This window comes from Microbulbifer sp. ABM4_008 (assembly GCF_056311705.1).
On the sequence record NZ_CM149970.1, the window covers coordinates 3722842 to 3742702 of the forward strand.

Annotated in this window: 18 protein-coding genes and 1 pseudogene; 16 read left to right on the forward strand and 3 right to left on the reverse strand. The window is 44.8% G+C overall.

Annotated features, from left to right (window positions below; all coding sequences use genetic code 11):
* Positions 1 to 556: 556 nt before the first annotated feature.
* A pseudogene (locus ACYX4J_RS16205) lies at positions 557 to 1498 on the reverse strand (IS1595 family transposase).
* Positions 1499 to 1564: 66 nt separating this feature from the next.
* Between ACYX4J_RS16205 and ACYX4J_RS16210 the strand changes: the two are divergent.
* The 12 genes from ACYX4J_RS16210 to ACYX4J_RS16265 all read left to right on the forward strand — a co-directional run bounded on the left by ACYX4J_RS16210 (position 1565) and on the right by ACYX4J_RS16265 (position 13884).
* The gene (locus tag ACYX4J_RS16210) at positions 1565 to 2242 is read left to right on the forward strand and encodes a hypothetical protein (protein ID WP_476177059.1); all 678 of its coding nucleotides are present in this window, start codon (positions 1565 to 1567) and stop codon (positions 2240 to 2242) included.
* A gap of 465 nt (positions 2243 to 2707) precedes the next feature.
* Positions 2708 to 3232 carry a hypothetical protein gene (locus ACYX4J_RS16215; protein WP_476177060.1) on the forward strand — a complete coding sequence of 175 codons (525 nt, stop codon included), beginning with the start codon at positions 2708 to 2710 and terminating at the stop codon, positions 3230 to 3232.
* 576 nt (positions 3233 to 3808) lie between these two features.
* A complete protein-coding gene (locus ACYX4J_RS16220) occupies positions 3809 to 4222 on the forward strand; it encodes a DUF2314 domain-containing protein (RefSeq protein WP_445363513.1) in 414 nt (137 codons plus the stop codon).
* 637 nt (positions 4223 to 4859) lie between these two features.
* Entirely contained in the window at positions 4860 to 5744 is an 885-nt protein-coding gene (locus tag ACYX4J_RS16225; RefSeq protein ID WP_476177061.1) for a TolB-like translocation protein, read from the forward strand.
* A 1398-nt stretch (positions 5745 to 7142) separates the two neighbouring features.
* Complete coding sequence (locus tag ACYX4J_RS16230; protein ID WP_476177062.1) at positions 7143 to 7547, forward strand: putative signal transducing protein; 405 nt, start codon at positions 7143 to 7145, stop codon at positions 7545 to 7547.
* Positions 7548 to 8450: 903 nt separating this feature from the next.
* A complete protein-coding gene (locus tag ACYX4J_RS16235; protein ID WP_476177063.1) occupies positions 8451 to 9131 on the forward strand; it encodes a DUF6629 family protein in 681 nt (226 codons plus the stop codon).
* A 1074-nt stretch (positions 9132 to 10205) separates the two neighbouring features.
* On the forward strand, positions 10206 to 10763 hold the full coding sequence (locus ACYX4J_RS16240) for a hypothetical protein (RefSeq protein WP_476177064.1): 558 nt from the start codon (positions 10206 to 10208) through the stop codon (positions 10761 to 10763).
* 94 nt (positions 10764 to 10857) lie between these two features.
* On the forward strand, positions 10858 to 11256 hold the full coding sequence (locus tag ACYX4J_RS16245) for a hypothetical protein (RefSeq protein WP_445363508.1): 399 nt from the start codon (positions 10858 to 10860) through the stop codon (positions 11254 to 11256).
* 145 nt (positions 11257 to 11401) lie between these two features.
* The gene (locus ACYX4J_RS16250; RefSeq protein WP_476177065.1) at positions 11402 to 11728 is read left to right on the forward strand and encodes a hypothetical protein; all 327 of its coding nucleotides are present in this window, start codon (positions 11402 to 11404) and stop codon (positions 11726 to 11728) included.
* 163 nt (positions 11729 to 11891) lie between these two features.
* A complete protein-coding gene (locus ACYX4J_RS16255; RefSeq protein WP_476177066.1) occupies positions 11892 to 12203 on the forward strand; it encodes a hypothetical protein in 312 nt (103 codons plus the stop codon).
* A 48-nt stretch (positions 12204 to 12251) separates the two neighbouring features.
* A complete protein-coding gene (locus ACYX4J_RS16260) occupies positions 12252 to 12713 on the forward strand; it encodes a hypothetical protein (RefSeq protein WP_476177067.1) in 462 nt (153 codons plus the stop codon).
* Positions 12714 to 12840: 127 nt separating this feature from the next.
* Positions 12841 to 13884 (forward strand): ABC transporter ATP-binding protein, encoded by a 1044-nt coding sequence (locus ACYX4J_RS16265; RefSeq protein WP_476177068.1) that lies wholly within the window; start codon positions 12841 to 12843, stop codon positions 13882 to 13884.
* A gap of 6 nt (positions 13885 to 13890) precedes the next feature.
* On the opposite strand, the gene ACYX4J_RS16270 is transcribed toward ACYX4J_RS16265, so the two are convergent.
* Positions 13891 to 15576: an ABC transporter permease gene (locus ACYX4J_RS16270; RefSeq protein ID WP_444956971.1), complete on the reverse strand. Its 1686-nt coding sequence runs from the start codon at positions 15574 to 15576 to the stop codon at positions 13891 to 13893.
* Positions 15577 to 15698: 122 nt separating this feature from the next.
* Positions 15699 to 16730, reverse strand: a complete 1032-nt coding sequence (locus ACYX4J_RS16275) for a Fe(3+) ABC transporter substrate-binding protein (protein ID WP_282931603.1) — start codon at positions 16728 to 16730, stop codon at positions 15699 to 15701.
* Positions 16731 to 16879: 149 nt separating this feature from the next.
* Between ACYX4J_RS16275 and ACYX4J_RS16280 the strand changes: the two genes are divergently transcribed.
* From ACYX4J_RS16280 to ACYX4J_RS16295, 4 genes are all read left to right on the forward strand, one after another.
* Entirely contained in the window at positions 16880 to 17287 is a 408-nt protein-coding gene (locus ACYX4J_RS16280) for a hypothetical protein (RefSeq protein ID WP_476177069.1), read from the forward strand.
* Between the two features lie 130 nt (positions 17288 to 17417).
* Positions 17418 to 17684, forward strand: coding sequence for a PepSY domain-containing protein (locus ACYX4J_RS16285; protein ID WP_282931601.1), 267 nt, complete (start codon positions 17418 to 17420; stop codon positions 17682 to 17684).
* A 237-nt stretch (positions 17685 to 17921) separates the two neighbouring features.
* Entirely contained in the window at positions 17922 to 19367 is a 1446-nt protein-coding gene (locus ACYX4J_RS16290) for a coniferyl aldehyde dehydrogenase (protein ID WP_476177070.1), read from the forward strand.
* A 149-nt stretch (positions 19368 to 19516) separates the two neighbouring features.
* Positions 19517 to 19822: a hypothetical protein gene (locus tag ACYX4J_RS16295; protein ID WP_413664728.1), complete on the forward strand. Its 306-nt coding sequence runs from the start codon at positions 19517 to 19519 to the stop codon at positions 19820 to 19822.
* Positions 19823 to 19861 lie beyond the last annotated feature (39 nt).

Consider the following 19861-nt stretch of genomic DNA (forward strand, 5'->3'; position numbering starts at 1 on the left):
TGATCGTGGCTAGTTGATTGTGCCTATTTATATAATCAGCAGTGGCAGCTTGATAGTAACAAGCTAAGCATAACCTCCTAGATAAGAGCGTGAACTTTCACTACACAACTACATCATTTACTCTACCCATTTTATCACTTGCTTTGTTGCCTTTGGCCACCTCGCCTCACGGCTAAGCTCTGTATGACAGTCTCTTTCGCACTTCGTAACTTTGCTTGAGACTCCCTTCCCACATGACCTCACGGTGTTTCAGTTGCCATTCGCTGGTAGTTAGCATTTAATACCTCTCTTAAACGGTGATCTTTTTACAACGGGCTTTCACCTCATTAGTTCGTACCCATACGGCAGTACCAAGACAGCATACTGTGTGCCCTCGGCCCCGGACAGCTTACGCTTTGCTACGGGTTACTAAGGCGTTAAATGCTAAGGAAACTATGAATATTACATTACGCTCAACCGGGTTATTTGGAATTCTATTTTTTGGAATTCTATTCTCTATTACATTCTTGTCACCTGAGAGCATAGAAGAATCCGCAAAAGGATTCCTAATTACCACCTATGCTAAGCTAATTTTCAGTAACCTTTCTGGCATCGGTGGTGTCCGAAGTGAGACAAAGGCAAGTCGGGGAATAAGTGCTGACAAATCAAATCTCCGATTAAATCGATATTGGAACTCAGCCAAATACCGCTGTGCATACTTCGGCCTAATTGCATGGTAGGTGCTACGTAGAGCACTCTTTAAATTACCGAGAACCGTGTTCACCCAATAAAATTCAGGCTCCTCAACGGAACTCCGACCGCCACCACAAACGATCTTGTCATGTGCACATCCGGCAGCTGTAACGGCATTGAAGCACGCAAGACCATCAGAGATCACTGTACTGCCGTTGCAGAGGTGGTTTTTGCTCCAGGCAGAAATTTCACTGCTCCTGAATCACTTGACAATAGAGAGCTTGATACGTGTTGGCCGTCCTTCCTTGGTGGTTTCGACCGCAGCCACAAAAGGCGTTTTGCCCTTAGCCCCACGCCCGGGTTTGCATCCTGTACGCTCTCCCCCGAGATAGGCATCATCCAGCTCAATGAAACCAGATAGCTTGTATTGGAGGTCTCGCTCCATCATCACCTGCATTAGTTTGTGCTTCATTCGCCAAGTTGCGTTGTATGAGATACCCAAATGACGTGATAACTCCATACAAGAGATGCCTTTCTTATCCTGGGTGATGAGAAAAATCCCAAGGAACCAAGTAGTTAGGGGCAACTTGGTGGAATCGAAGATCGTACGGGAAGTGATCGATGTCTGGCGCCGACATCGATTACATTGTTTGAGCTTTCGGTGAGATAGATCACAATACTTGTCATAACCACAGTGAGGACAAGAAAATCCGTTTGGCCAACGCCACTGGCAGAGAGCCTCGAAACACTGCTCTTCGGTACCATATTCTTTGAGGAACTGGGTCAAACTAATACCTTTCTGGAACTGCACCTTATTACGAGCCATGATCTATTCCCTTATGAATCAGCCGATTAACTGTATTTATATACAGTTAATCGTGACTTAGCAAGGGTGGTAATTAGGAAAGGATTTGTAAAATACCAAATAGAGAAGGAGGTTCGAGAAAAACAGCATCTTGTAAGCGAATCTACAGTTGCAAATCAAGCGCTGAGCATTGCTAATAGACTTGGACTGGAATCGGAAAAAATTAAAGAAGACTTAGATAACAATCTACCGCAAAAAATAGCAAGTGTAATTGCCTCTATGTGTGGTTATGACTGTGAAAGACAAAAGGCTTTGGCTCAGTCTATCACAGCAGGCTACCTCGATCGCCTTAAGAGCATTAAAGTTGCGCAACATACACTCGGCGATCTTATTAAGGGAAAGTACCTTGAGATAGTGGGAAATTTAAAACTTGACCTTCGTATATTCCTTGGGTCAAATTTTCTAATGTTTCTTATCCTCTTGGCCGTATCTTTCGCTAAACCAAAAGCAGTAGCTCACTTGTTCTTACCTGCAGTTCTTTTGTTCGTTGCTACCATCATATCTTCCGCCATATACACATATGGTCAAGATTGGTTTTATACCATCTTGTATAATGACTATATGGGTTTTGGATACCTGGCCTATATCTCAGTCATTTTTGGCTTGCTGGTTGACATCGCACTTAATAAGGCACGAGTGGCAACTGAGCTAATAAATGGTATAGCAAACGCCTTGGGCTCGGCACTTTCGGTACTTCCGTGCTAAAAATATATTGAAATCGGGCAGCCGGCAGCTTCCGGCTGCCACGCTATCCATTATTCAGGTCTGTAATGTGCAATTCTCTATCCATAATGAATTCCGACTCGCAGACAATTATCTGTTTTGAGGCAAATAGGCATCCCCCCCGAGAAAACCATACATCGATGCGTTTGTCCAACTCAGAACAGACTAAAAGTTTGAAATGGCTTTCAGAATTTATGATTTAGGTAGAGCTAGAGAATATATACCTAATCTGCTTGAACGTTTTTTTGATAAAAGACTAAAAGGCCTGAAAAGCTTTTATATCACTGAGTGTTTAGAGGCCGCTCATGCACAAGGAATAGTAACCAAATCGCTGTGATCGCACTTAACACCATCGCTACAATTTAGATATAACCCACTGATTCTTAATGGTTTTTGAGTGCTTTTATGGTAGATTGATCCCTGAATAGTATAAAGCGGTAGTAAAATATGAAAAGTAAATTTTTGCTTTGTGGTTTAGCTGTTTTAGCTTTGCCTTTTGTTTTTCATCAGAAAATAATTGAATTTACCTTTGTAAATCCATATGCAGAGTGGGCTGAAAAAATTGATGCTGACGGCCTCCAGGTTGGTCACCCTCTAGATCAGAAGCACCTTGATATTGCGAAAGAGATAGGCATTAAGAACCCTGAAAAAATAAGACTGGTTTATGTGGATGAAGTGCCATTTCCACGTGAGAATTCACTTCTAAAGTTTATTGGCGAGACAGCCGGACTTATAGGCGACGGAGTTGTGAATAATGCACAAGTATTTGGTTATTCTATATACATAAGAAAGGGATTCCAGATGGATACTCCGAAGTTGGCACATGAGCTTGTTCATGTTTTGCAAGTAGAGCGAGCTAGCTTTAAGGACGTCCTTTCTGGCCATTTGTTAGGTGTGTTAGAGCATGGGTATGAGGATTCCCCTATTGAAGCCGAAGCATTTAAAGCAAATGTTAAATACAGAGAATACTAGTAAGAAATTATAGTTAATTAATCCAGTGGATGCTTTGAGGTCCGCTTTATTTTGGGCGGGAATTTCTAGCGTAGCCAAAACTACGCTACCGTCCAATGAGCCGCTAAGCAATGCATTTTACGTATCAACAAGGAAGGTAGTTATGGATGAGTTAATTGGGGAGATAGGTAGAGGATTTCTCCGAGGTATAGGTTATATCTTAGCAGAAATATTCTTCGGCACCATCTGCTACTGGATTGGCTGGCCCATCTGTAAACTAATCACTCTCGGCCGCTAACCTTCACCAAAACAAACTTTCTATCTAGATAGTTATAACGGCAATAGTCATGGTTTTTGGTGTAGTGCCACCGGCCTTGTTGCAATAGTTATAGCGGGCTTATTTGCTGCCAGACAGTTTTAATATGTACAAAATATATAACAAACAATAGCTCGTACACTCTTAAAAAACACTGAGTCGGACTGCCTACGTACTACTTCGCCCTGTTTTGGTCGCTGATATACTGGGCGCTAGCAGACAAGGAAAAATCGATAATGATCGAACCGTTATTCAGAAACACGCATAATTAAGATCAAGAAATGCTTAAGGCATTCGCTCAAGCATCGAACACTATTACTGATTTCATCGATCTTGTGAAATCCAGTCCTAAAGCCATTTACGCAGCAAAGCTAAGGTTTAGATATCCAGATTTATCTGAAAAGCTTGGAGAAGACCGGTTTCTATACCTCTGGCTGTCAAATGTATATTTCCATGCCGAAGAAAACTTCCTTTCAGGAGTATTCTTCGAAGTCCCAGAAGAGCTTACAAAGTGGCATCAAGTAGGTGAGCGACTTGGTTTCGGTCCAGAAGATGTATTTGATTGGATGGTGATTGAAAATGGGCATGTAAAAGGTGCTTACACCTTGCGGGTAACAAGAGAGCAGCTTGGTTCGGAAAAAGAAAAACAGGAATATGACTCATATATTGGAATTTCATCATATGAGCCAATTTAGAAGGAAAGTGCCTAACTAGCGAATGTCGTTCGTTGCTATCGCGACCAGACAGCTTACTTCACACTTCAGCCACAGCAAATTCGAACTTCATATCGACCACCCAGCAATGAATCGTTGAACAACTATCCGTTTTCACACACCTCCAAGCCATATTCGCCCAACGATTTCTCAGACCTGATTTTTTTAGCTGGTGGTCGATTTACACCGATATGGCAGAGTTGAGTTTGGTGTGTTTAAAGCTTCGTGCTGGCGCTGCAACATCCTTAGTGGGTACTCTCGGCACAGCAGCGAAAGGCGACTTTATTGCCTCGGTAGAAGCACTAAGCGATGGCCTAGACTGAAGACTTCTGTCCAGTAAGCGCTTCCATCTAGTATCCTTCTTTCAAGGACAGCTGATTGGTACGGATTCCCATGACCTTCCTGCCCTAGATATTTGAAAGCTGTCCAGTCTACAGTACCCAGCTGCCGGCCTTTACTTTTGCCAAGTGTATCGGTTTTTGTGCACTTTAGGTTTAAAAGTTTGGTGCCGTCAGCTCAAAATCATTTAAAAATCATAAGTACTTCAGGTGTTTTGATATCGAACTGATTAAATAGCCCGCAGTTCATTTATTCGTTGATGTAAAAACAAGGACAAGCTGTGAAGCATTTTTGTAGTTCTATCATACTCCTGATCTCTCTTCTTGCGGTGAGTAGCCACGGTTGTAGCCAAGAAGCACTTCCCCTGCTGGAAGGCCCCTACCTTGGGCAAACACCACCGGGACTAACACCCAAAATATTCGCGCCGGGCTATGTCGCAACCCGGCATCGTGACTATAGCGGCTCTTTCACACCAGATATGACCGAGTTTTACTTTAGCCGAATGGATGTCGACACTGAAAAGTGGTTGCTCATTCGTTTCAAGCAGATAGGTAACCAGTGGCACGAATCCGTTGTTGGCCCAAGGGTCGGCCGCCCTCTACTTGCCCCGGATGGCAAAACCATGCATTTGGGGAACAAGTACATGGTGCGTACCGAATCAGGCTGGTCAGATATTAAAAGTATGGGGACGATGTTCGACCGCAAAGATTGGGGCATCATGCGTCTGACGTCTTCAGCTGATGGCACCATAGTATTTGACGACTACAAAAGCGATGACGTGCTACGTATTTCAACCGTTAGCAACGGCAAGCGGCAGCCACCTGTATTATTGGGGCCGCATATAAACTCTGGTAACTGGACAGCCCACCCCTCCATTGCCGCCGATGGCTCTTACCTCATCTGGGACAGCGAAAAAGGCGACGGTTACGGCGATAAAGATCTCTACATCAGTTTCCGCCAACAAGATGGTTCCTGGGGTAAGGCAATAAACCTGGGAGATACCATAAACACCGCCGGTAATGAGGCCAGCGCGTATGTGTCACCAGACGGTAAGTATCTGTTCTTCAATCACAACCCCATTAAGAGAGAAGACGGTGTCGATCCTGAGGGCGATATCTATTGGGTAGATGCGCAAATCATCGAAAAACACAGACCCAAATTCTAATCCGCGCAATACAAAGATACAGCCAGCCTAAATCGGGTAGCCGATAGTTTCAAACTACCGGCTCCAACACTACTCTCTTATGAGCCAGCGGCCACACTGATAGCTTTATAGTAGCTCGCTATATAAGAATATGAAATTTCATAATACAACCTCCGCATTCACGATCATGTAGTTTTGGTGTCCCTGACGACCTCACCTACAGGTCAAGCCTTATATCGTTTTCTGTTCGTCAGCTCGTAACTTTTCCAGGGTGTATTTCCCTCAGAATCTCGCTGTCTTGTAGTTGCCATTCGTTAGTAGTTGGCATTTAATGGAAGCCATAAACGGCGATCTTGCTATAGGGGCTTTCATTCCAGTAATCCAAGCTCAGCCAGAGGAAATTCCACTTCTCTGCGGCCACTGCTGGCGGGTATTATTCCGTTCTGTGGAGTATCCGATTTTGAAGAGAAGATATTGCTTACTAGTTACCGCTGTATTGCTGATTATTGGTGTTAGATAGGCTTCTTTGGGGTGATGCCGAATGTGATGATCAAGAACCAAAGTGGAATATAGGTAGACTCGGCAGTTGTTCAGCTTCCAAGCAATAGACTTAGGTTTGGTGCTGTAGCACCAGATGAGTCCCGGACAATTTACCGGTCATTGAGCAAAATAATGGAAGCTACAAATACACAATTGCTTTGAACTCTGGTGTGGATTTATCTGGGGAATGTGGTTACTTCACTGCGAGTGAGTTTTTCACCAACTTCGTAATTGTTGTTGGGCTGGCAAACGATGTGTCCTGTTCAAGCTGAGCGGCATACAATCAAATGAACCAGGCATTCGTCACTACAGTCCTTACAGTGGCAGGTGCAATATAGCTGTCGAGGCGCTGCACTTGCCCATTATACAGACGTTATACTTCATCATAATTGGAACTAATTTTTATGCTCTTTAAGGGATCGTGTAAATGTCACCGTTGGCATATTGAAGTTCAGTTAGCAAAGCCGCTCGAAGCTTTGAATCCGCGCATTTGCGATTGCAGTTATTGCCAAGCCAATCCTTACCCAATTATAAGTGACCCAACTATGTCTGCGATTTTCACTGGCGATGGAATCTCAACTAAACAAAATGGGGATCAGCTTGCTGATTTCTACCATTGCAAAGATTGTAATCAACTGCTAGCTGTAGGCTGCAATATAAATGGTCAACTTCGCGGCGCAGTAAATCTCAACCTATTGAAAGGTGTAGATCAACTTGGCGACCCTATTCAAGTTCAGCCGAGGCTATTGAGCGCTGATCAAAAGCTAGAACGGTGGGGTAAGTTGTGGGGTTTCCTTAGTGGGCTATAAAAACATAACACGTCTAAATTTTCAGACACTTCGCCCCGCATCTCAAGACGTTAAGCGCTAAGGTGATCACTTGCTAGTAACCGTTGCTAGATTCTCATTTCCATATGAAGCGCAGATTGCAAAAGCACGACTTGAATCTGAAGGAATACACGCTTTCATTGCAGATGAGCACACAGTCAATATGCAGTGGCTATATTCTAATGCTATGGGTGGAGTCAGGCTTCAAGTGTCGGAAAGAGACCTTGATGAAGCCAATGAAATACTAAATCAAGACCGTTCCATTCTTGTAGACCAAGAATTAGGGCATGATGAAGAAAGAGTATGCGAGTCCTGCTCATCACCAAATGTCGAGCCGTTTACCAAGGGGAAAAAGCCCGCATTTTTGGTTTTCCTACTTTTGGGGATGCCTTTATTTTTCTATCAACATGGAGTTAAGTGCAAGGACTGCGGCCACTTCCAAAAGCTTGATAATTAGCGATCATAAAATATTACCCCTTTAATGTTGAACATGGCGCCAATACCCCCACCCATACTCTTTGTTAAAAGCCTATTGATTTGAATATGTGTTTTAGACTAAACAAATAAGGTATATCCATTCATCCAAGCTGCTGGATTAAACCTTGGTTGCCTCATTTACAATCACCGCGAACAAGACAACGCCATTTTAAACACCCCAATCATTCTTATATGGCCAGTCATCCGGAAAAATAGGGGGTCGAATGGACGTGATTGCCAGCCCTAACCGCAATGTCCAAAATGAGTCATAAAGTATGGCAAGGATACCGAGGGCTATGGAATTGAAAACCTATGACTGTCAGTTCTCGTTTACGGTAGATAGGCTTATTCGTGACATGCACATCTGAAATCTAAGATGTCTTGAGCAAAAGGCTATTACTCTGGTATCAACGACTTAATAGCCCTCTCTGATAAATGTGTTCATCGTAAATGACCGGTGAGTATCGCTAGGATTAATACCCCCAATGTATTTAATTTAACGGACGTATTAAGATTCTTAAGCGTAAAAGCCAATCCCACACCCAAGAGACAAAACTGAGACCCACTTTGATTAATGAAATAGATAATGCAACCACCACAGTAACATTACACTGACTTCTTTAACCCTCTCAGCATAGATTCTACTTATATAGGTATCGATCTATATAAACAATCTCAATATAGCTTTATTAGTCTTTTCAGCTTAACTCATAAGGTGAATTGAAAGCATTGAAGCAGATATAGTCTTCGCAGATAAATTAAGTAGCTTAGTACAAATTAGCGGAGTCAACTGATTTTCTTGGTTAAGGGTATTGTTATGTTGTACATCAAGTTATAAGACCTTGGTTTTAATTAGAATATCTTACATATAGAGAAAATCATTATGTGTTTTTCAGCCACGGCATCGTTCGGATCAGCAGCTCTGCTTATTGTCGGTGGTGCTTTGTGTACAACACATGCAATAAAAAATGATAAAACCTATTTATTACTCGCAGTCACCCCCCTTCTTTTTGCGTTACAGCAAGTAAGTGAAGGGGTAGTATGGATTGGATACAACGAAAATTTAGTGTCACTGACCGCAGCATCTTCTATTTTTTATTTATTTTTTGCTCTATTTTTTTGGCTTGTCTGGATACCAACCGTTGCTTTTAGTCTTGAGACAAAAAAATGGAAGAGAATTTTCTTTATTACATTAATAATCATAGGTTTTATTTTTGGCTTATATCTTTGGGTACCGATCCTATTAGAAACAGGACCAAGACACTTGATAAAAACGAGTGTATGCGGACATAGTTTATGCTATATCACTTCCGATTACAGCTTGTTCGCCATTACAGCTGGACATATTATTTATTCTTTACTCGGATTTTTGTTTTTATTATCGAGCAATATGATTTTTAGGAAGTTTTGGGCACTTGTCATGGCACTCGGTGTTATCGTCTACTTTACCCAGCGTGAAACATGGGTATCAACCTGGTGTTTCTTTGCTGCAATATCAACTTTATGGATATATTTTCTATTGCTAAATAATCATAAAGCAAATATGAAAAAACAAGCCTCATGATTACCACACAAAGCCAATATTAGTCACTGCATTAGGAGATATATAATTTTTCCATAGTTAGCAGTTATTATTAAATATGTTCATGTTGAATATCTATAAATCAAAATTTAAGAACCAATTTAAGTTTTCTTCTCAGAGAGCAATCTACCAAAACTCTAAACTAGCGCTAATTCCAACGGACAAACATCAATTATCTATTTTCAGACTGCCTACCAAATCCCTGTCCTCTTTTGGCACACTTATCCTCTGGGTCTTCAATAGCCCCACAGGGATTGCAGATGTTGATCAATCTATAGTCACAGCTACCGTTATTCAGAGGTCCGCGTAGGAATATGGGAAAATAATCTGCAGGTGAAAGAGTTACAGTTTGATATAGAAAATAAGATAGCAGCCAAACTGATAGTTATTATATTCTTTACAACCGAGCTAGATAAGTTTATCTCTATTACTTTAAAACAATGTTTTTGTTTAGCAGAGCGATTACTCCTGAGGTAGCAATTAAGATAATAGTGGTATCGTAAGGACAATCTTTTTATCGGAGATAAATTAGCCCCTTCGAGATCAATGATCGCACTCTTGTGACACTCTGTGAGACCCAAAGGTTGGTAGTAGCGAGTACAAAAACTTAGTTTTCTCTTTGTTCCGAGATAAATCATTGACTAATGACAATCTATCCGCTCAGCAATCTGCGAACTTGAAATATTTTATTTTCTTATCACAGAAAGGAGATATTTTTTCTCCCTTGTGACCCGATAACATTTCATGTACGCAATCACTCCTGAATGAAAGCAAAAACATCTGAAATTAAGAGACACCTCTTTATTTTTGGAGTATGTCACATTTGGTTTGTGAATTTTGAAGATAAAATAGGCTATAATTTTCACCACTTTGTAGCAGAATACTCCTACTGCTTCAAATATGGATATGTTCTTAGGGAGCCTCTGAATAACTCCGTGACACCTCTGGCATGCAGAGCGGTTCACAATCAAGGCGCGGCTTCGCAGGAATGTCTAGACCTTTCAAGAAGTCGCAACGCGGAGTGTGAATCGCTCTGCAAGCCCCAAAGGGCGGTCCTTGAAGGCCACAGCTGCTGCGTTGCAGCTCTTGCAAAGGGCTACGGCCATTCCCGGCGAGCTGCGCCTAACATCTGCAGCCTTCAAGGCCCGCAGAGGCATTACGGAGTTATTCAGAGGCTCCTTAGTTAGGATAGATAAATTGAAAGTAGCATTTAAAAGTTTAGTTGGTATATTCGTTGGATTTATTGTTGCGCTAGTTACAATAATGGTTCTCTCATTCTTTAGTATTTTTATATTCTCTTACCTTATTGTTGACAAGGCCCCAATGGATATACTGATGACCTCAGTTGAGCCTTTGGTATATTCATTGTTCACAATATTTGTTGGTATTGTTATTGGTATTTACTTGTCGGCTCAAATATCGGGAAGTCCAAATATAGTAAATGCGATATTAGTCGCAGCCATGTATGGTGGTTTTATGTACTATATTGGCCAATCTCCATCGAATCTAGATAAAGAGTACCCCATTTGGTATGAAATAGCATCGAATATAGTTTTGGTACCTTCGTTCATAGCAGGGTACTTTCTTACTCTAAAAGCAAAATCAAATACCTGATGAGGCGGGTTATGCCCAACCAATTCACTTCCTTGCCGCCCTGTACGTTAGTACGTCCTCGTATTAGTGCACTCGTACTATTTTGTGCATCGAAATGAAATATCGAAAAGCTGAAATAGAAAGACTCAACTTAAGTGTTCGATGGCTTAATTCTAAGAATGCCAAAAATGCTTACGATTTTACAGCCAAATACTGTGCGACCGACTTCTATGGGCTAAATAGTGAAGTCGTTGAATCAATTTTTAGACTTAAGATTGAGAGTAATACCATTACAGACGCTTGGCTAAAGAGTAATTTCAACACTGAGGGAACAGTTCAGGTGGTATTTAGCGAGAATGAAGTTTTTATTCTAGCAACCAGTATCTTCCTTGATGCTTGGCAGGATATATTTATGCCTACCAGAGATGATGCAATAGTTCTGCACAATGATTCAAACAAAATTTTATTCTATTCTCATGAGCAAGTACTTGAGATAGGACAAAGGAAAATATAATAGAAAGCTATATTGCAGCACCTAGTCACTTCGCGTTAAATATTTGGTCAAGTTTAATGCTGTATATAATTAGGCGGGGAACCAACCTCAAGGCCATATAAATCAAACCTGAAAACTGGAAACCTTAAACTAAAAGGAGTATAAAATGAAGAAAATTGTACTAGCAATTATTATTGCTTCAACTTCACAAGTTACCAATGCCTACGAGGCAAATGAACTTAATGGTGCTTGGTGCTTTTACGAACAAGAAGCAGCAGGAAATGTCGCCGCTGAAAATGTCACAATTACTTTCAAGAAAGATGGCTCCTATAAGTGGGTCGATAGTTTTTGGAAGCAGGATGGCACTTGGTCTGTTGAAGACGACAAGCTGATAATGTCAAATGTTGGGACACATAAACTTTTATCAGTTACCCCAAGCAAAGTTGAAATGGTTCGCGGAAGTACAATGAGAATGCATAAAGGTCCATGCTAATAGAAAATCAATAGGGTCGCCTTATAGCTTGCACGCGGATTTTAAATGCGGTCAGCGTGCCAACTACACTGGGCTTTGATTATCAGAAGCCCAGCATTTAGTTCGCTACTATGGTATATTGCTGGTAATCCTATACAGGCCAACACCTACCAGTCATAATTTTATGAAACTCGAATTTATTTTACCGAACATGAAGAGTTTATTTTTTATACTGTCCGTTTTATTTATTTCCGGGTGTGCCTCAAACCCAAACATATATGAAAGAAACGCGAAAGCTAACGAACTTGAAGCTCAAGCAGAGGAAGCTAGGGTCCGCAATAACTATTCTATGGCTACACAACTAGACAGAAAGGCCGAGAACCTAAGAGAAAAAGACATTATCAACAAAGAGGATATCGTTGCAGATATTTTCTCCGGGCTTTTTCGGCGATTGCTGGGGGGAAGTTCCAAGAGTGACAAAAATGCTTGGCAATAAAGCAACGCACTAGTACATATCGTTGTCAGTAAGCGCTAGGCAGTTCACTTGATAAAGTACCTACCTGTATTAATTTTTGCTATTTCACCTGCTATAGCGCATACAACTCAAGATCTCTATGCCGAGATTCTAAACACAAGAGTAAGCGGAAGTTTAATTAGCCCCTTCAAAGAATTTTCACTGCAAATTTCCCTCACACCAGATGATAATTCCGTTAGTTATATCGACCTCAGTATTGATGAACGCCCCGTGAAGATATCCCTCCCTGAAAAATTCAATGTAAGAAATGTATTGTTATCTTCTCTCGAGATCACTCATAGTCCGATACATGCACCAAATGCGGGGGCTGATGGTATAATCGGAGTTGGGCCGGCTTATCTTAAAATCAAATATCGTTACTATTCAGCTGAGCACTGTAAATCTGGAACAGGCGAGATTTCAATATCCACGAGAATGGATACCTTAGTATACGAGGTTAATGCCGAGTGTTTAGATAATTCACTCGCCTAAAAAACATCCAACACTACTGCACAGCTAAAAGTATACTTCACTCTGGACTGGCTACCGGTTAGTGTAGTGATAACTATGAACCCGAAAGCTGCCCTAATCGTTTACAGGCCAAACTACCGGAAGACCCGTGCTCCCTATACTCTCTATAGAAAACCTGCAATGCCGCTACGGTGAGCAGGTAGTTATCGAATCGGTTTCCTTTGCTTTACAAGCGGGAGAAATTGCCTGTTTGTTGGGCCCTAGCGGCTGCGGTAAGACAACTCTGCTACATGCCATTGCCGGCTTCCAGCCAATCGCTGAGGGGAATATTCAGCTATCTGGAGAAGTAATCTCTTCTCCTGAATTACAGATTCCCGCAGAGCAACGGAATATTGGGGTGGTATTTCAGGACTACGCCCTCTTCCCACACCTTACCGTTGAACAGAATATTGCCTTCGGTATCCAGTCAATGCCGAAAAACAAGCGGCAATCCCGCACCCAGTCTTTGCTAAAGTTAGTGCGTCTGGAAGGCTTTGGGCAACAGTACCCACATCAGCTCTCTGGCGGTCAGCAGCAGCGTGTCGCTCTGGCTCGGGCACTGGCACCACGTCCCAAGCTGTTACTCCTGGATGAACCCTTCTCCAACCTGGATACCGAGTTGCGCCGCAGTCTCGCCGCCGAAGTCCGCCATATACTGCGCGAAGAGAAGATCCCTGCAATTATTGTTACCCACGACCGCCATGAGGCTTTTATTGCCGGAGATAAGCTGGGAGTACTCAGCCAGGGCCAATTACAGCAGTGGGACAGCCCTCAAGACACTTATCAAACACCTAGAAACTTGGCAGTTGCAAGGATTGTTAGTGAAGGGAATATCATTTCCGGTACTGTTGTGGGCAATGGCCTGATCAGTACCCCTCTGGGGGAAGTGAAGGTGCCGACAGCCGCATACGAAAGTGGAGATCAGCTCGAACTGTTTGTGCGCAGTGAGGATATTGCCGCAGGCGAACATCCCGGTGCTGTGATGGCTCAGGTTGTGGAAAAGAATTTTCTCGGCAACCAGGTGAGCTATCGCTTTCAGTTAGCTGCAGGGGAAACTGTCGAGGCCGCTTTGAATGCAGACGTTCAAGCCGCTCCTGGTGATAAACTTCCCCTGCACCTTTCCTCTGCTCTGGTGTTTGACCAAGCCCGATAAAAGCTATCAGGACAGGGCGGGCGCTTCTGAGTCCGCCACGGCTGTGCGCTCCTCACCTCTGCGCCAACCAATGGAACGGCTTAGTAAAATCACCGGTATCAATCCCACCAGGACAATCAATAAAGCCCCTAGAGCCGAGCGCTCCAGCATCTCATCGGAAGCAAACTGGTAAACATAAGTCGCCAGGGTGTCAAAGCCAAAGGGGCGCAGTAACAAAGTCGCCGGCAGTTCTTTCATACAATCCACAAAGACCACCAAGCCACCCGTTAATAGACCTGTACGCACCAAAGGTAGATGTACAGCCCACAGGGTTTGCCAGCTATTGCGCCCCAAGGAGCGGGCAGCGCGGTCCATTGAAGGGGTTACTTTCTCCAGGCTGGATTCTATGGCCCCTGTGGACACTGCCAGGAAGCGCACCGTGTAGGCAAAAATAATGGCGAAAATACTGCCGCTTAACAGCAGCCCTATGGAGATATCAAAGTGTTCACGTAAAAAACCATCCACCGCATTATCAAAAGCGGCCAGGGGAATCAGGACACCAATCGCCAGTACTGCCCCGGGCATTGCATAACCCAGCTTGGAAAAGCCGACCAAGACCCGTACGGATCTTTTGGGTTGCAGTCGCTTACCGTAAGCCAGCAGCAAGCCCAGCAGTACAGAGACCAGTGCCGCTGCGATTGACAGCAACAAGCTATTGCTGGCGATCTGTATAAAATCTTCGCTCCAGTAACTGGAGAAATTACTGAGTGCGTAACTTCCCAGAACCAGCAGGGGAATAATAAAACCGGCCACCAACAGTAACCCGCAGAACAACAGGGCGACACCGGATCGCCAGCCGCGCAATACATAGCGTTCACGCTGGGAATTTGGCGATTGTACAAAGTGCTTCTGTCTCGCCCGCCCCATTCGCTCCAGCGTAATTAACAGAACAACAAAAATCAGAGTGCTACAGGCAATTTGCGCCGCGCCTCCTAAATTGCCGTGGCTCAACCAGGTATCGTAAATCCCGACACTCAAGGTGCGTACGGCAAAGAAGTCCACAGTGCCGAAGTCATTCAGGGTTTCCATCAACACCAGTGATAAACCCACCGCAATTGCCGGGCGTGCCATTGGCAGGGATACGCGCAAGAAGCTCTGCCAAGGCGTACAGCCCAATGACCGGCTCGCGGCACGTATACTGCCGCACTGCTCGATAAAGGCTGCCCGCGCGAGCATATAGACATAAGGGAAGAGCACCAGTGACAGCATGGCAATCGCCCCACCCATACTGCGGATCTCCGGGAACCAGTAATCCCTGGCTGTCTGCCAACCAAACCAGGCGCGCAGGGACTTTTGCACAGGGCCCGCATATTCCAGCAAGTCCGTGTAAACGTAGGCAATCACATAGGCGGGAACAGCAAACGGCAATAACAGCCCCCACTCAAACAAACGACGCCCGGGGAACTGGCACATGCTCACCAGCCAGGCGCTGCCCACGCCTGTTATCAGCGTTACCAAACCGACACCGCCAGCCAGAATCAATGTGGAGGACACATAGTGAAACAACACCGTGTCCACGAGGTGCGGCCAGATATTTTCTTCAGGGAAAAATGCCAACCAAAAAATGGATAGCACTGGCAGAGCTACCAGAAGGGAGATAGTAGCTACCAATAGCAGCCAGCGGGAAGCTGATAAGTTTGCTCGGTTTAGCATGGATTAAGGAATCAAAAGCTCATTATAAAAGAACGGCCCTGGTCTCTCGACAGGGCCGTTCGAATAAGGCTGAGATAGTGCTGCCAATTTACTCGGCAGCAATTCCCATTCAGTTAACCATTCTAAAAGTCAAAGCGTACTTCATCAACCATACGGGAAGCCGCTGGAACGTAGGAACCGATCTCCGTGAGACTCAGATCGTCTTCCTTAAACTCACCCATATACTCCTTAATCAACTCAGAGCGGGCAGTGCCAGGGCGTACCGGGAACTCAAAGTTTTTCTCGGCGTAAGAGTATTGAGCATCGGCGCCGCTGAGGAATTCCAGCAGCTTAACGGCATTTTCACGGTTGGGGGCATGCTTGGTCAGCGCCGCACCGGAAATAAACATATGGGTACCGCGATCTTTCTGGTTAGGGAAGACCAGATTTACAGACTTGGCCCAATCCACCTGCTCCGGCTGCTCCTTATTGGTAATCATTTTACCGAAGTAGTAGCTGTTACCCAGGGAAAGGTCGCAGACACCTTCGCTAATCGCTTTAACCTGAGCGCGGTCATTACCCTGGGGCTTACGCGCCAGATTCGCTTTCACACCTTGCAGCCACTCTTTGGTTTCTGCTTCACCGTGATGGGCGATCATGGAGGCGATCAGGGACAGGGTGTAGGGGTGTTTGCCGCTACGAGTACAGATTCGTCCCTTCCATTTAGGGTCTACCAACTCTTCGTAGCGAGTAATTTCACCGGGCTTAACGCGGTCTTTGGAGGCGTAGATCAAACGCGCCCGGGTGGTCAGGCCGAACCAGTTGCCGGCCTTATCGCGAAATTGTGATGGGATATTGTCTTCCAGGATTTCACTGCTTACCGGTTGGGTCAGCTGCTTATTAAGCAGATCCATCAGGCTGCTGGTATTGGAAGTCAGGACCAGGTCAGCGGGGCTATTGCGTCCTTCCCTTTGCAAACGCTCGTTCAAGCCTTTGCTGGCGTAGACCACTTTGGCCTCAATACCGGTTTTCTCGGTGAACTCCTTTAAGATCGGCTCTATAAGGAAAGGCTGACGGTAGGAGTAGATATTTACCTGCTCGGCCGCACTGGCACCCACAGCACCCAACAAGCCGGCTACAGCCAGCACTTTTTGAAATAGAGCTCTGGTAGACATTATCGTAGATCACCCTTGGATTAAACGAGAAATATTCTCATTTGATTTAATGGCAATGTCAATAAAAATACATATGACCTAAGGCGATAAGGCAAAGTCGTCAATTTCCTCCTATGCTTAGGCTTGATACCGCCACCCATAGAGGTCCTATGTACCGCTTTGGCCCTTTAATAGCACTGATCTTTGTCCTCTGCAGCTGTGGGGGCCCGAAGGACTCCAAGTCACCTGCAACCCCTCCTGCAGATGAGTCGGCTACCAGCGCCATGAAGGAGCCCATTGCCCCACCGGGCAATGGAGTGGAAGCGGAAAAGAAAGCTGCAGCTATATGCACCCCGGAATGGTTTGCCTGGGTTCAACAGCAAGTGCTTGCCCAGCAAAATGGCGATATGGCGAAACTATACCCATCCGGTATGCCAACTACCGGTAGTGAGGAGTGGTTCACAGCCATCACCCGGCTCAGCGGAGCCAATACCAACGGTCTCAAACCCGGAGGAATGGAGTGGTGCGAGGCTATCCAGAAGCATCTTACCGAGGGCAGTCCACAAAACCCGTTATAAGTGCCTGGAGACCAAACGCAGACGCATCAGTTTTTATTTTACAGTTTGGATATACCGATCGCTCGGTTAAGGGAAGATTTGATTCATAGGATACTGCGATTTAGCAAATAGACAGCGAGGTAATAGCACCATGCAGCCTATCAGCAAGTTGTTGCTGGCCTTTATCGCCGCAACAGCACTACCCTATGCACTCGCCAAAGAAAAGCCCCCACCCGGAGCTATGGCCCTTTCCACCGTATTGACCAAATTGGAACAGCAGGGCTACACACCAATTGTTGAGGTCGATCTGGACAAGGGTAAGTGGAAGATTGAGGCCTATAAGGGTGACCAGAAGTACGACTTGCACGTAGACCCCAACTCTGCGGAAGTTTTGTCGGAAAAACCGGACAACGATTAAGGATTAGCGTCCTCATTCCGAGCTATCCTGCCAGGGCCGGCTGCCAAAGCCGGCCCTAACCTATTCTGCTTGAACATAGTGATGCAATCCGCGCCATAAATTGCGATGGCAAAACAAACTTGGCCATACCCCGGATAAAATTTGTTATCCGATCATCAAAGGAATTTACCGGATTGGTCAATCACTCCGATTCAATTTCGTTTAGTCTTTCTGAGATCAACGCCACAGGATAATAAAATGACAACACAAACCCTGACCCGGCAGGATGCAGACAAAGCGGTACTGCAAAACTATCTGGACAAACAGCGCAGCGCCTACCTGGCCGACCCGGCTCCCAGCTATCAGCAACGTGTGCAGGATCTTAGAACCCTTGCCCTGCTCCTGCGTGAACAGCAGGAATCCATTATCCAGGCAATTAGTAACGACTACGGCAATCGAGCCAGGGAAGAGATACTGCTCTACGATATCTACCCAGCGCTCTCCGGTATTAAAGAGACTATCAAGCGCTTAAAGAAGTGGATGAAGCCCAGGGGGCGCCATACGGATTTTAAATCTTACCCCCTCTCTAAAAATCGTGTGGTCCCACAACCTCTGGGGGTAATTGGCGTCATAGTGCCGTGGAACTTCCCAATAAACTTAAGCTTTTCACCACTGACCAATATTTTCGCCGCAGGCAATCAGGCGATGGTCAAGATGTCCACCAATTCCAAGCACCTTGCAGAATTACTCAGTAAAGTCTGTGAACAATACTTCCCGGAAGAAAAGCTGGTTTTTATTCCCGATGCCGATGAAATAGGCCCAGTATTTTCCAGCCTTAAATTCGATCACTTAATCTTTACTGGCTCCAGTAATACCGGCCGTGCAGTAATGCGCTCCGCCGCAGAAAACCTGACTCCAGTCACATTGGAGCTTGGAGGTAAATCACCGGCAATTGTTGGCCCCGATTACCCGGTTAAGAAAGCCGCCGAGCAACTAATTTACTGGAAGCTGGTAAACGCCGGGCAGATCTGTGTCAACGTGGATTATCTTTTCTTGCCGGAGGAGCATCTCGAAGAGTTTATCGAGCACGCAAAACATTATGTTCAGAAGCGCTACCCCAACTTAGATGGCCTGGATTACACTTCTATTATCGACGACACATCTTACCAGAGAATCTGGGCAACCCTGGATGACGCCAAGGCTAAGGGTGCTAATGCCATAGATTTAAGTGCTGGCAAATTGGATAGGGACAATAAACTGCGAAAATTTCCCCCACATATCCTGACCAACGTAGACAGCGAGATGCTGGCAATGCAGCGTGAGATTTTTGGCCCGCTATTGCCGATTATCACTTATTCCAAGCCAGAGGAAGTTATTGATTATATTAATGCTCGCCCCAGACCCCTGGCGATTTACCCTTACACTCACGACAAAACTTTACAAGATTTATATATCAACAAGGTAATGTCTGGAGGCGTGTCGGTAAATAATTGTGTACTGCACGTTGGTCAGCACGATATTCCATTTGGCGGCGTTGGTGAAAGCGGTATGGGCCACTACCATGGCTACGAGGGGTTTTTAACCTTCTCTAAACTTCGCCCCATCTTCTATCAGGGCCCAATCGATCTATTAAAATTACTGCGGCCTCCCTATGGCAAACTCTCAACTCGTGTTATCGACTTTATGCTAAAACTTACCCGCTAGTATTTTTATGGCCCGGCTACATCCTGTAGCCGGGCCATTCACTGCTATAATCGCGCTCAGGTAAGATCGAAATCACTACAGCCCGCTGGCACTGCGATAATCCCTAGTCCAAACTAAAACTATGGCTTGTTAGCAGTTTGGAGCCGTAGATGATTTTTCTTACCGCCATAGCTTTAGTTGGCAATCTCACTAACCCAATCCCCCCCGGCCTCGATCCCAATAAACCCGCCCCCATCTACGACAGCCCCGACCTTTACGGAGCGGAACCCTCGGTCATTGCCTTGGACTTATCCACCATTAAAGCGAAACTGCATGGTCTTGGGTTTAATCCCATCACGCATATCGAATTTGTAGGCGGAAGATGGAAAATCCAGGCGGTCTACGGAGGAGAATTGAGGGCTTTGGAAGTGAATCCGGACAACGGAATAATTATTGCTGACCGACCAGCCAATTAATGGCTGTTTAAATGTTAAAACTAAGGAGCCTCTAGGTCC

Coding starts and splice junctions, on each gene's coding strand:
- ACYX4J_RS16215 (WP_476177060.1), top strand. CDS start 2,708: ATGAAAAGTAAATTTTTGCTTTGTGGTTTAGCTGTTTTAGCTTTGCCT.
- ACYX4J_RS16220 (WP_445363513.1), top strand. CDS start 3,809: ATGCTTAAGGCATTCGCTCAAGCATCGAACACTATTACTGATTTCATC.
- ACYX4J_RS16235 (WP_476177063.1), top strand. CDS start 8,451: ATGTGTTTTTCAGCCACGGCATCGTTCGGATCAGCAGCTCTGCTTATT.
- ACYX4J_RS16245 (WP_445363508.1), top strand. CDS start 10,858: ATGAAATATCGAAAAGCTGAAATAGAAAGACTCAACTTAAGTGTTCGA.
- ACYX4J_RS16250 (WP_476177065.1), top strand. CDS start 11,402: ATGAAGAAAATTGTACTAGCAATTATTATTGCTTCAACTTCACAAGTT.
- ACYX4J_RS16255 (WP_476177066.1), top strand. CDS start 11,892: ATGAAACTCGAATTTATTTTACCGAACATGAAGAGTTTATTTTTTATA.
- ACYX4J_RS16270 (WP_444956971.1), bottom strand. CDS start 15,576: ATGCTAAACCGAGCAAACTTATCAGCTTCCCGCTGGCTGCTATTGGTA.
- ACYX4J_RS16275 (WP_282931603.1), bottom strand. CDS start 16,730: ATGTCTACCAGAGCTCTATTTCAAAAAGTGCTGGCTGTAGCCGGCTTG.
- ACYX4J_RS16280 (WP_476177069.1), top strand. CDS start 16,880: ATGTACCGCTTTGGCCCTTTAATAGCACTGATCTTTGTCCTCTGCAGC.
- ACYX4J_RS16285 (WP_282931601.1), top strand. CDS start 17,418: ATGCAGCCTATCAGCAAGTTGTTGCTGGCCTTTATCGCCGCAACAGCA.
- ACYX4J_RS16290 (WP_476177070.1), top strand. CDS start 17,922: ATGACAACACAAACCCTGACCCGGCAGGATGCAGACAAAGCGGTACTG.
- ACYX4J_RS16295 (WP_413664728.1), top strand. CDS start 19,517: ATGATTTTTCTTACCGCCATAGCTTTAGTTGGCAATCTCACTAACCCA.